Here is a 12,100-nt window from a genome sequence, read left to right on the forward strand (position 1 = left end):
TCTGAATCAATTATGCATACTACACCCTCCAAAGTAAAAGACCTTTCCAAAGTTCAGGGCTTGATCAGCGATCTATTCCGGAAGCCGAAAACCGGGCAGGAATGGGAAGCTTACAGAATTTCGCAGGAACAAATTAATTTTTTTCATGAAAATGGCTATCTGGCAGGAATCAAATTACTTACGGATGAGCAGATTGAAGTACTACGGAATGAGTTGAGTTGGCTGTTTGATCCGAATTATCCGGGGAATGAATTATTTTATGAGTACCATTCCAACGAATCAAGTGATCCGAATGCCGTACTGTTTCATGCACTAGGTGCCTGGCGCATTACGCCTGGGTTTCATGATGTACTCTGGAATCCGGCTTTTGTGATGGCAGCCAGCCAGTTGCTGGGTGGCTCGGTACGTTTCTGGCACGACCAGCTGTTTTGCAAACCGGCAAAACATGGAGGTGTAGTGGCCTGGCACCAGGATTATTCATATTGGACCCGCACTAAACCCATGTCGCATCTTACCTGCTGGACGGCCCTGGATGATGCAGATATACAGAATGGCTGTTTATATTATATTCCTGGTAGCCACAAATGGAACTTGCTGGATATGCCGGAACTGGCCGGAGATATGAATGGCATTCAGCGTTTTCTTTCCGAAGAACAAAAAGCACAATTTAAACCGGTAGCTATTGAGTTGAAAAAAGGATATGGCACTTTTCACCATCCGCTAATGGTACATGGTTCCTACGAAAATAAAACCGACCGCCCCAGAAGAGCCTTTGTGATCAATGTGTTTAAAGACGGCGTGATTTCAGATTCTGATCAGGAATTACTGGCTGGCGTACCGGCTATTCACAAAGGGCAGAAGATGCAGGGCGATTTTTTTCCATTACTATACGAGGCATAATGCTTTTTAAGCCGGTTTTATGAAAGAATTCAGGATACTATTCTTTGTGGCGACTTTCTTAATGGTTGTGCTGGCTATCCAGATAGAAATAGCCTGGTTGCTGTATGTAGTGGCAGGTTTTTATCTGATGGAAGGCATAGTGGAACGTATCCATGAGGAAAAAAAGAGAGCCAAAGCCATTTTCTTTTTAAAAGATCTACATAAAACGATACTGAACTACGCTATTGTTTTAGGTATGCTCGCCATAAATTTTGTTTTCCTTTTAAAACAAGATGCAGTTTCAGTTTCAGTCACTTTTTATATTACTTCATTACTTTGGATTATTATATCCAGAGGGGGAGAGGCTTACTTTCTTTTCGATCAGGAAGGAATCAAAACAGCGAGAAAATTGCTGAATTATTCACAAATCCAGGAATTGCAATTAACTGACAAAGGCCTTACCATAGAGACGAATGACAGATCGGAAGGAATAGAGATAGGCAAGAAATTATTAAATGCTGATGTATTAAGTTTTCTGGAGAGTAAGATAAAGGTTATTCATTCTGCCTGATACTTCGGATGGCACAAGCTAAATATGCTTATAGCAGAGAAAAGTTTAAACAGAAAAGCCAGCTCTGATTGCTGGCTTTTCTGTTTAAAGGACAAAATCATAATTTATCTTCTGGATTTTTTGAGTTCGATTTCCAGATGTGAGATTTTTTTCAGCAGTTCTGCTTCTTTCTCACTGGCTTTTTTAATCTGTGCCTTGAAATGATTCTCCATTCTTTCTTTTTCGATGCGTTTTATCGCCTGTATTTCTTTATCTTTTTGTGCTAACTCTTTTTGTGCAGATGCCAGAGCATGTATATGTTGCTGCATTTGTGTTTCCTGAGATTTCAGTTCTTCCGCTTTTTGCTGAGCTTCTACAAGTAATTTCTCTGCTTGCTTCTGGTCTACTATAGCCTGTGTTACGGTCTTACTCAATATAGCTATACCTATGATCTCGCCACTACCATCTTTCAGGGGCTGTAGGTAAGGTTAACATAGGAATCTATTTCCCCATTTTTGAAATGATTGGATACTTCCACAGTTTCTCCGGCTAATGCCCGGTCAAAATAGGATTTATATAACGCTTTTTCCTGCTCAGGAATTAAAAGCATCATATCAAATCCTATATCTACTTTGATGTTGTATTGAAGATAGGTGTCTCTTAAAACCTGGTTACAGCAAATAATCTTATACGCTTTGTCGAGTGCCACAATCGAATCGTCTGTGATATTGATCAGATTATTGAGCATATCTTCTTTAGACTGTACTTCTGCTAACAGTTTTTCTGTTTTCTTATGGGCAGCAACAGATTGCGTTACATTTCTTGAAATAAACAATACACCTGTTACCTGGCCGGCATTATTTTTTAGCGGGCTATACGTAGCTGTAATGTGTAATTCGTTGCCTGCTCCCAGGTCATAGGTTTCATTTTCCTGAAAACCTTCTCCTGCTATAGCTCTGTCATACTTGCTTTTTATTCCCGGACGCTGATACTCCTCATACAAATGCAAAATATTAAAGCCTTTTTCTACCTTCAGATTATAGCTTTTTTCTAATACTTCATTCCAGGTAATAACTTTGTAATCGCAGTCTACCGTATAGATCACATCAGGCATGGCATTAATTACTTCACGCAGATAGGCTTCTTTCTCCTGCGATTCTAATAATACCCGCTGTATCTCTTCCTGGGTAGCAGAAAGTTCCTCCATGTTCTGGCGTAACTCTTCTTCTTGCGCCTGCAATTCATGGGTTCTTTCTTTTACTTTTTCTTCTAACTCTAACTGAAAGGCATTCAAATCTTTTAAGGCCTGAATATCGATCAAGGTGCCGGCTATCCGTAAAGGCTTGCCTTGTTCATCCCTTAATGTATTACCTACCGCCCTGAACCATCTATACTGACCATTCTTTAATTTGAGTTGATATTCTACATCATAAGGAGTGTTACCTGAAAAATCTATCAGGTGAGCGTTGAAAGCAGCCAGCGTGTATTCTTTATGATCGGGATGCAACAAATTTGCCCATGAATCCAGACGATTCGGAAAATCGGTTTCATTGGAATAGCCTACCATCTGCCTGAACTTGTCTGCCCACCAGAATGGAGTATCATCATTAAATTGCATGCTACTGGGAACAATCATATCCCACAAGCCTTCGGTAGTAGTTTTTACAACCAGATTAAATCTTTGCAGCAAATGGGTTAACTCTTCCTGCCTTCTGTTCATCTCTTCCTGGGTGGTAGAAAGCTCTTCCAGATTCTGATGAAGTTCTTCTTGCTGTGCTTTTAATTCTTCGTTCTGAAACTGATTTTCCTTGGCCAGTTGGTCTGCCTGATTTTTGGCAAGTATGGTTTCAGTAATATCCTTTCCAAAAGCAGCAGCGCCAATAATCTCGCCCTCAGTGTTACGAAGGGGGCTATAAATAGTAGAGAAATATTGCTCAACCTCTCCAAAAAGGTATTTTTGTGTAATTTCAAAATACTCACCTCCCAAAGCCCGGTCGTAATAGCTCTTATACGTTGCTTTCTGCTCCGGATTAAATAAACTTAGAATATCATATCCTTTTTCCAGCGTAACCCCCATCTGCTGATAGGCTTCTTTAGTGGTCTGGTTACAGATTATAATTTTGTACGTTTTATCTATCGTAAATATCCGGTCCTTGGTCGCATTCATGATTTCATTCATGAAACGCTCTTTGCCCTGCACCTCATCCATTATGCCTTTCATCACTTCCTGGGTAGAAGAAAGTTCTTCTGTCTGCCGCTGGGTCTCCACTAATAAACGTTCTGCTTTTTTCTGGGCAGCCATCGTTGGCGTTATGTTCTTCGAAATAAGGAGCGCTCCGATTATTTCACCCGAGGTATCTTTTAAGGGGCTATACGCAGCCGCAATGTATAACTCATTTTCTTCGCCTCCCTCCAGATTATAAGTCTCTGTCACCTGAAAAGTTTCTCCGGCCAATGCACGCCCGAAAGCAGCTTTGGCTTGTGATTTTCCCTCCTGGGGATAGAGATGTAAGGCATCGAATCCTTTATGTACGGTTATATTATAGTTTCTTTCTAAGGCTTTGTTCCAGCTAACTATTTTATAACTCAAATCAATCGTTAGAATAGTATCATTTATAGAGTTGATTAATTCATTCAGGTACAGTTCTTTTTCCTGCGATTGCCTTACAATCCGCTGCATTTCTTCCTGGGTAGCAGAAAGTTCCTCCATGTTCTGGCGCATTTCTTCTTCCTGCGAGCGCATGCTTTCTGTCTGCAGTTGGGATTCTTCCAGCAGTTTGCGGGTTTTATCGTTTATTTTTACACTGGAAATAGCAGAGGCTATACTTTCGCCCAGTTTCTCTACAAATTCAATCTGGTATTTCTTAATAGAATGGAAAGAAGCCAGCTCTACTATGCCAAAAACCTGATCATTTAGTTTAAGCGGAACAATCAGTATATTCCTGGGCAAGGCATTTCCTAAGCCAGATGTAATTTGTACATAATCATCCGGAACGGCAGTCATATAAATGGTATCCTTTTCCAGATATGCCTGTCCTGCTAGTCCCTGGCCAATGGAGATTTTTTTATCAACAAATTTTTTTCTGTCATAAGCATAACAGGCTACCAGCTCTAAATAAGGATTATCCTGGTCGTCTTCGTTCACTATAAACAGGCCACCCTGGTTGGCATTCATGTATTTTACCAGATGGCTGATGATATCGTCGGCCAGTGATTGATTTTCGTTGGTATTAGACCTGAGGATTTCTACAAACCTGGCAAGCCCTTCGGTTACCCATTTTCTTTCTTTTTCATCTTCTGCTACCTTTTTCATCTGGTCACGCATACTCAGCAACGATACCGCCAGGCCATTTGATTGAGCAGAATCAGTTTGTGAATAGGTAAATTCCAGATTCCCCTTTTCGATTTCCTTGATAAAATCAGTAGCAGATTTAATTTCTGATTCTCTTTGCTCAATAATCAGTTTGAGGTTTTCTAAGGTAGTGGATTTAACTACCCGAAATGAAAGTAAATTGCTTTTCATACTATTTTATAATGAACACCTGTTGTTTATTTTAACATGATAAAAAATAGTAGCGCCAAAAAGGATTTACCTGAATTTGGAGCAGGTAAATGTAGAGCTAATATCTGTTATGAAATTTCTTTTGAAATTATAGCCTGCCAGAGTCTTAGAAAAATCGTTATTGGCAATAATTATAAGCTAGTAATGAATTTGGGGAATGCAGCAGGATAGAAGAGCATTTAATAAGAGAATGACCTCATTTTCTACGGTTTGTATCGTATTTGCTAAAAAAGTATCCAGTTTTGGCCTTACGTCCGTTCTTTTTGTTACAGACAGCCGTTTTGTAAGTATTCATTTTTATAACATATAGAGATGAATCTTACAAGCGCATGGCTGTAAGCCTCTCACACAAAAGATACAGTTAACCCATTATTATATTGATTTAGGTATTAAGCTCTGCCATGTTTTATTCCAGCCGGGAGCCATAGCAACCTGAATAAATAATCAGATTTACTCAATAATTGCATCCAGCCAGTGAATGGCGTTTAACAGAAATTGAGCGTTTTGCTTGGCTGAAGAAGCGTTCATTCCCACTTTATTTTTGCCCCCAGCGAGCTGGGCTGTAAACATGGCTGCTTCTCCGAATACAACGATTCTTCCTCCTCCAAAAGGCATATAAGCGCCTTGTACAAAGTTGCTCGCCGGAATAACGGGTGTTTCTTTGGTAAATTCCCAGGCCATTTGGGGCATCAGAATCTGATACTCGTCATTAAGGATAACTACTGCTTGCGCTGTTGTCGGGATTTGAAAAGCCTGCCCGGTAAAAGATTGTAGAGAAGAAACCTTTTCCGATTCATTTCTGCCAAGCGTTAAAGCACAGGATTGTAAGCCATTCTTATTAGTGAAAATATCTTTGCCATGATTTCTCTTTTGCATAGCAAATCCATTGTAAAATTTTATTCCAAAGGATGCAGCCAGCTTTTCAGCCGCGCCAGGAAACGGCATATGGTCGGCGATCAGAAATAGCGAACCTCCATTATTTACCCATTCTGTTACGGCTGTTATTTCTTCCTCTGTAAAAGCGGAAGGAGTAGGCAATTTCCATTGGGTTTGATTATCTGGATGTAAGGAGTTGGCAATGACGAGTATTTTTCCCTGGGCCAGTGTTTGCGGTGAAAACGCTTGTGATAAAGATTTTATCGTATACCCATCCCGTTCTAAAAAAGAAGCAAAAGGCTTAAAACGGCCATTGGCTGTGTGAAAATTCTGGTGTGCTTCATCTATAAGTATAACCGGACCTTGCCCTTGTGAATATGCAGGATTGGGTATAATCGGATTAAATAAAGTATCTGCTACTTGCTGTGCTGGCAGATAAATTGACAAGAGAAGAAGAATAACTGTTAGCAGTGTTTTGGACATGTGGATTGTTTATACCTCTTAAAGTAGATTCAGATCGAAAGATTGCTATAAGTAAAAATTACAATTTGGGTATATTTTCCAGACTTTGGGAAACAATGGAAATGGTTTTGCGTTGTTTAATATTGTATACCATAAGCTTTGCCTCCGCTGACAAACTTACCCTGGCATGTTCTTCTCCTGACTTTGTCTTTGTTAATTGTTGTTTGGCCGTGCCATCTGGTTTAATCCTATAAATGGAGTATGTTCCCTTTTCCATGGAAGAATAATAGATCCATTGCCCATCGGCGCTGAACACCGGCCATCCGTGGTATACATTCGGTGTGTTACTGAGGTTTGTAAGTGCTTTAGAACTGGCATCTACCAGAAAAATATCGTCGGAGAGCTGGTTGTTTTTCAGCAATACCAGGGTTTTCATGTCAGGGGAATACCGGGCACAGGTTTCTTCGTCGGATGAGTGAATGAGCCGTTCGGTCTGGCCGGTTTCCAGCGTATAACGGTATATGTCTAAAGAAGGACCTTCCCGGTCTGAGTTGAATAACAAGTATTTTCTATCCGGACTAAAGTAAGGATGAATATCTCTGGATGTATCCTGCGTCAATCTTTTCAAACTGGTCCCATCTGGCTTCATCAGGTAAATTTCTTCATTGCCATCCCGGTCACTTACAAAAGCAATCCATTCATTATCGGCACTCCAGTCGGGGAAATTGTTATTAAAAGTATCGTTAGTAAGCCTTTGTTGAGACTTATCGGCAACAGTCATCACATATAACTGCCATGTGCCAGTACGGTTCGACTGGTACAAAATACGTTTCCCATCCTTTGATAAACGAGGATAAGCGTTTTCAATACCATTTTCAGACAGCAACACAGTGGGAGATTGTGCGAAAGCTTGTGCATACGCCAGCAGCATCCAGACAATAGCATAGGTTCTCATACAATTTAACTTTAGTGTGGAGTGTTTTCACTTATCAGCAATTTCCTATGTATGGGTATCAAAACCTTCCGGTAGCTTAATTCAGCTTAAAAGCGATCGGCACAGACATCCGTACGTTTACCGGTTTCCCTTTTTGCTTGCCAGGTTTCCAGGAAGGCATCATTTGCAGGGTTTGCACCGCCGCTTCGTCGCAGCCATATCCTAAAGATTGTACCACTGCAAAACTACCAGGTTTTCCATCTTCGTGGATTATAAATTCGACCAGCACTTTCCCTTCAATCCCTTTTTTTCTGGCTTCCAGCGGATACTTCTGCTTCCTGCGTATCATTTGACCTAAAGCTTCGATTCCACCAGGATATTGTGGGGCAATTTCTACTTCTGTATAAACAGGAACATCCAAAAGGCTTGCTTCTATATTATTTTCAATCTCCGGGGTGTAGGTGAGGGTATATTTGTAACTGGCATCTTCCGTTTGTACTGCCAGGCTCAGCACCATTTTGAAAGGAGTTAAGGCCAGTATAGCATAATGGTCTGTAGACTGATTGAAAGTAAGGCTTAGTACAGCTTCTTTTTCCTGCAGTTGCCAGGTTCCTCTCTGGTATTTCTGGGCGCTGTTGCTGGTGAACTTAGATTTTCCTTCTTCAAACAGAAAAGTACCATCCGGATAAAACACGGTATAATCATCCCGGTCAACGGAGGCAAATTGTTTGGTAATGTCGTATTGGATGGTATCTCCTTTAATAAATTTATGTACTTCTACCGACATTTCTTTCCAGGTATGTGCGGTAAGTAACCTGCCCTTTTGAGTTAAAGGCAGGTTATTATATGCGGCAGGAAAAGAAGTTTTCTTTGTACAGCCAGCTAAACTCAGAAAAACAATGCATAGAAATAGATACTTTACTCTCATATTCAGATTAGTTTAAGTAGCTATACATTCCTGATTCAGATAGTATTTCAATTCAGCTTAAAAGCAATCGGCACTGCCATGCGTACATTTACTGGCTGCCCATTTTTCATACCTGGATTCCATTTGGGTGCATTGGTGATCACTTTCACTGCTTCCGCATCACATCCACTTCCGATACCTTTCAATACCTGCACATTTCTTATGCTGCCATCATTGTGTACCACAAACTGCACAAATACTTTTCCTTCAATGCCTTTTAACCTAGCCTCTTGTGGATAACTAATATTTTCGCTGATGTATTTGAAGAAGGTATCATATCCTCTAACCGGAGTTGGTTGCTCATCTACTTCCTGAAATATTTCTTCCGCTAAAGGAGCATCTGGAGCATTTGGGGCTGTAGGCGGAGGAGATACTGCTAATTGACTAGCTAAAAAGGCCTGGGCTGCCTGAGATATTTCTTCCTCTATTTTCAGTTTATCAGTAATATTATCTACATTTTTGATTGTTAATCTTGGATTGGACGTACCATCAGGATTTTTGAACATATTGATGTCACCTACAGTAATATTTGGATATTTTGAACGGTACTTTTCAAGTATTTCCTCTATGGTTAGCTGTGATTTAGTACTGGTTATATTTTTATCCACCTGCAGATCAGATAAATCACTTTTCTGACATGAATACACAAATACCAGCGCAACAATAATAGGTAAGCTAAGCGCAATCTTCCAGAAAGCTGGCCTGGCTTGTTTGAGTTTTTGTAACATATAGATTCTGTTTTTGATGGGAGGTTGATGAAAAGACGTACTTATAGATATAGATTGGGTATGTAAAGTTTGTGAAACCAGCAGTTGAATATAATTTCCGGCAGGATATTGCTGTACGACAGCGGCATCGGCTAAGTATTCATGTACCTGCTGAACAGATTGTTTGAATAAATACACAGCTGGATGAAACCAGAAAAAGGCTTTTACAATCTCTACAAACAAAATATCTGCGGAGTGCCATTGCCGGATGTGGGTAAGTTCGTGTTTCAGGATCTGCGCCTTATCGGTTTCAGAAATATCCTGGCTGTTGTCCCAGAAGAATAGCTTAAAAAACGAAAAGGTAGGCAGTTTTCCTTCGGTAAGGATGAGCTTGTAGTTGGTAGCCCGGCTGGCGCTGAAATTTCTGGAATAATACCATAGTTTTGTGATCTGAAAAGCCAGCTTGCCAAGTAACAGCAAACTAATAGATAGGTAAATATACAATATCCATTCCTGCCAGCTGAATGAATAAGTTCCGCCGGATGAAGTTACAGTAGTACCTTGCAGTTGAATAACAAATACCTCTTGAAGGGCTATGCCTTGCGTAGTTTGTAGGGGAATATTAATGGCTGGGATAATCAATGAAAGCGCCAGTGTTCCCAGAATGTACATTCGGTTCCAGACAAAGAAAACTTCTTTCCACAATAATAGCCGGAAAAACAGGTAAAATATAGCCATGCAAATGCTGGCTTCCAGCAGGTAAGAGAAAAATTGATTAATCATGACTAAGGCTTAGATTTAGGTTGATTATATCGTTTTATGGAGCGCTGGCTTTGTTTATCAAGCGCCAAGCTTAAATGAAACAGGAAATAATACTTTACTGGCTTGTGCTTGCCCGTTAAGCATTGCTGGTTTCCAGGATAAGCCAGCTTCAGAAACTACCCTGACTACTTCCTGGTCTAATTCAGGATGCAAAGATTCCGCTATTTCGATCTGGGAAAGGCTGCCATCAATGTTTACCGTAAATTGTACCCATACCTGTCCTTCTATAAAATCTCTTCTGGGTGCTCCAGGATACCTTACAGTTTTGCCTATTTTCTTATAAAAGGCTTCCAGGCCTTCTATAGGAGCAGGCTGGCTTTCAGTATGTGTTTCAGATATAAGTGTGGCTTGAGTAAGTGAAGTTTCAGCATTAGAAGTTCCGAAAGAAATAGGTACTGTTTTCCGTACTGCTACCGATTCTCCATTCTGTTTTCCAGATTTCCAGGCAGGAGCATTTTTAATTACTGCAATGATTTCTTCATTATAAGAGGCGTCCGGGCTTTTTACCACCGAAATATCACTGAGGCTTCCATCTGTATTGACTGTGAACTGCACCCATACTCTTCCCTGCACTGTTTTGTTTGCCCGTAGCAGATGTTGTATATTCTGGCGTATATAGTGCTGGAAACTGCTCATCCCATTAACTGGTTCTGGCATTATCTCTGCCTGGTTATACACTTCTATAACTGGTTTTTTCTCAGAGGTTCCGTAGCCGGTTATGGTTTCATCCAATTGAATTTCTTTTATATCCGGTTTATTTGAGTAGTAGCCTACCACTACTACCTCACCTAAGCGGTATACCCCTTTTGCATTTGCAAGAGCAGTCGGCTTGGGCTCTGTAATTTCACTTGTTTTGCAGGAATACATAAATAGCAGTGTAGCCAAGATGGGTAGTGCAAAAGCCAATTTCCATACAGCTGGTTTTGCAGAGTTTCGGACAGATTGTATCATAGCAATGCGTTTATTGAGTTGTGACCGGTTGAAGGAGTGTGTAAATGAAAAATTGAATAGATGTAGTTGCTGCTTAACTAACAGTTGGATATATGCACTGCTGGCAGTGTTTTGAAGTACTTGCTGGTCGGCCAGGTATTCATGTACTTCCTGCATAGCCTGTTTTAACAGATAAATAGCAGGATTCAACCAGAAAATAATTTTTAGCAATTCCAGTAACATAGTCTCCCAGGAATGTTTTTGCCGGATATGCACCAGTTCATGCTGAAGAATCAGATTTTCTTCAGTTGCAGAAAGAGCCTGGGTATTATTCCAGAATATCCAGTGGAAAAATGAAAAGGTCGGCAGTTTCCCCATCGTAGGAATTAATGTATACCCAACTTTTTTCTTGCCGCTTTTTCCTGCCATTCTGTACAAATACATTATTTGAAAAAAAAGTCGTCCCAGCAGGAATAAGACAACCATACTATAGCCATAAAATACAAAGTCCCGGAAGCTGAGTGTGCTTACTTCCGTAGTTTGTATGATTACTGGTGTAGCCAGGTTCTCTTTAAAAGGAATAAAGGCTATATATCTATCAATATCTGGCTGCTGAGACAAATAGATAGCTTGCCGGCTCAAAGGAATCTCCATTACAGGAATCAGCAGCGAAAACAGTACTGCGAAAAGAATAAATATCCGGTTATAAGCAAAGAAACGCTCTCTCCGCAATACCAGATAATAGAATGCATAGAATACAGCCAGGCAAATACTGGCTTCCAGCAGATAATTAAGCAGGAGGGTTTTCATCGGCCGAAGGATTTTTAGTATCCGGATTTTGCTGGATATGCTTTAACATTTCTTCCAGTTCCTGAACATCCAGGTTATCTTCTTTGGCAAAAAAAGAAACCAGACTGGTGAACGAACCGCCAAAATAACTTCCCAGAAAATTCTTAAAGTAGAAATGTGTATAAGCTTTCTTTTCGATCAGCGGATAATATTCATGGGTTTTGCCGTAAGCCCGGTACCCTACAAAACCTTTTTTCTCCAGAATCCGGACAATAGTAGACACCGTATTGTAAGCCGGTTTGGGCTCAGGCATTTGCTGGAGAATATCATTTACTACGCCTTTACCCAGTTTCCAGAGTATCTGCATAACCTGTTCTTCCGCTTTGGTGAGTTCTTTTATGTTCATAGAAAGGAATATGTTGGTTGCTATTTAATTCTAATTATAAATATGAATACTGGTTTTGTGTTTGAGTAAAATAAAATTAAAACTAATAATTTAGTTTTGCAACTAATTGTTTAGTTATTTTTTTTAAATCATTTTGTTATAAATAGGAGTGGAAGTAAAAGCGAAGAAAAGACCTTAGGATCGGTACATAGTATGCTATTTTGCCAACTGCTAGCA

11 protein-coding genes are annotated in these 12,100 nt (G+C 40.1%); 3 read left to right on the top strand and 8 right to left on the bottom strand.

Going from position 1 to position 12,100, the window contains the following annotated elements:
- Window positions 1–12 precede the first annotated feature (12 nt).
- Window positions 13–900 (top strand): phytanoyl-CoA dioxygenase family protein, encoded by an 888-nt coding sequence (locus GXP67_RS14135; protein WP_162443707.1) that lies wholly within the window; start codon window positions 13–15, stop codon window positions 898–900.
- Window positions 901–919: 19 nt separating this feature from the next.
- The gene (locus tag GXP67_RS14140; RefSeq protein WP_162443708.1) at window positions 920–1,450 is read left to right on the top strand and encodes a hypothetical protein; all 531 of its coding nucleotides are present in this window, start codon (window positions 920–922) and stop codon (window positions 1,448–1,450) included.
- A gap of 104 nt (window positions 1,451–1,554) precedes the next feature.
- Here the strand turns inward: GXP67_RS14140 and GXP67_RS14145 are convergent, their stop codons facing one another.
- Both GXP67_RS14145 and GXP67_RS14150 read right to left on the bottom strand, forming a co-directional pair.
- The gene (locus tag GXP67_RS14145; protein ID WP_162443709.1) at window positions 1,555–1,863 is read right to left on the bottom strand and encodes a hypothetical protein; all 309 of its coding nucleotides are present in this window, start codon (window positions 1,861–1,863) and stop codon (window positions 1,555–1,557) included.
- Window positions 1,864–1,898: 35 nt separating this feature from the next.
- Window positions 1,899–4,952: a PAS domain-containing protein gene (locus tag GXP67_RS14150; protein WP_162443710.1), complete on the bottom strand. Its 3,054-nt coding sequence runs from the start codon at window positions 4,950–4,952 to the stop codon at window positions 1,899–1,901.
- Window positions 4,953–4,988: 36 nt separating this feature from the next.
- On the opposite strand from GXP67_RS14150, the gene GXP67_RS14155 reads away from it, so the two are divergent.
- Complete coding sequence (locus GXP67_RS14155; RefSeq protein WP_162443711.1) at window positions 4,989–5,162, top strand: hypothetical protein; 174 nt, start codon at window positions 4,989–4,991, stop codon at window positions 5,160–5,162.
- 279 nt (window positions 5,163–5,441) lie between these two features.
- Here the strand turns inward: GXP67_RS14155 and GXP67_RS14160 are convergent, their stop codons facing one another.
- The 6 genes from GXP67_RS14160 to GXP67_RS14185 form a co-directional block, all read right to left on the bottom strand.
- A complete protein-coding gene (locus GXP67_RS14160) occupies window positions 5,442–6,350 on the bottom strand; it encodes a DUF4350 domain-containing protein (protein ID WP_162443712.1) in 909 nt (302 codons plus the stop codon).
- 58 nt (window positions 6,351–6,408) lie between these two features.
- Window positions 6,409–7,284, bottom strand: coding sequence for a TolB family protein (locus GXP67_RS14165; protein WP_162443713.1), 876 nt, complete (start codon window positions 7,282–7,284; stop codon window positions 6,409–6,411).
- Between the two features lie 76 nt (window positions 7,285–7,360).
- Complete coding sequence (locus GXP67_RS14170) at window positions 7,361–8,191, bottom strand: energy transducer TonB (protein WP_162443714.1); 831 nt, start codon at window positions 8,189–8,191, stop codon at window positions 7,361–7,363.
- A 47-nt stretch (window positions 8,192–8,238) separates the two neighbouring features.
- Entirely contained in the window at window positions 8,239–9,720 is a 1,482-nt protein-coding gene (locus GXP67_RS14175) for a TonB family protein (RefSeq protein WP_162443715.1), read from the bottom strand.
- Between the two features lie 57 nt (window positions 9,721–9,777).
- A complete protein-coding gene (locus tag GXP67_RS14180; RefSeq protein WP_162443716.1) occupies window positions 9,778–11,499 on the bottom strand; it encodes a M56 family metallopeptidase in 1,722 nt (573 codons plus the stop codon).
- Entirely contained in the window at window positions 11,480–11,878 is a 399-nt protein-coding gene (locus tag GXP67_RS14185; RefSeq protein WP_162447925.1) for a BlaI/MecI/CopY family transcriptional regulator, read from the bottom strand. The genes GXP67_RS14180 and GXP67_RS14185 overlap by 20 nt, the downstream gene beginning before the upstream one ends.
- Window positions 11,879–12,100 lie beyond the last annotated feature (222 nt).

Source organism: Rhodocytophaga rosea (assembly GCF_010119975.1).
Classification (GTDB): domain Bacteria; phylum Bacteroidota; class Bacteroidia; order Cytophagales; family 172606-1; genus Rhodocytophaga; species Rhodocytophaga rosea.

What these genes read in the sequence shown, in the direction of transcription:
- GXP67_RS14140 (WP_162443708.1), top strand. Translation starts at nt 920, where the DNA reads ATGAAAGAATTCAGGATACTATTCTTTGTGGCGACTTTCTTAATGGTT.
- GXP67_RS14160 (WP_162443712.1), bottom strand. Translation starts at nt 6,350, where the DNA reads ATGTCCAAAACACTGCTAACAGTTATTCTTCTTCTCTTGTCAATTTAT.
- GXP67_RS14165 (WP_162443713.1), bottom strand. Translation starts at nt 7,284, where the DNA reads ATGAGAACCTATGCTATTGTCTGGATGCTGCTGGCGTATGCACAAGCT.
- GXP67_RS14170 (WP_162443714.1), bottom strand. Translation starts at nt 8,191, where the DNA reads ATGAGAGTAAAGTATCTATTTCTATGCATTGTTTTTCTGAGTTTAGCT.
- GXP67_RS14135 (WP_162443707.1), top strand. Translation starts at nt 13, where the DNA reads ATGCATACTACACCCTCCAAAGTAAAAGACCTTTCCAAAGTTCAGGGC.
- GXP67_RS14150 (WP_162443710.1), bottom strand. Translation starts at nt 4,952, where the DNA reads ATGAAAAGCAATTTACTTTCATTTCGGGTAGTTAAATCCACTACCTTA.
- GXP67_RS14155 (WP_162443711.1), top strand. Translation starts at nt 4,989, where the DNA reads ATGATAAAAAATAGTAGCGCCAAAAAGGATTTACCTGAATTTGGAGCA.
- GXP67_RS14180 (WP_162443716.1), bottom strand. Translation starts at nt 11,499, where the DNA reads ATGAAAACCCTCCTGCTTAATTATCTGCTGGAAGCCAGTATTTGCCTG.
- GXP67_RS14175 (WP_162443715.1), bottom strand. Translation starts at nt 9,720, where the DNA reads ATGATTAATCAATTTTTCTCTTACCTGCTGGAAGCCAGCATTTGCATG.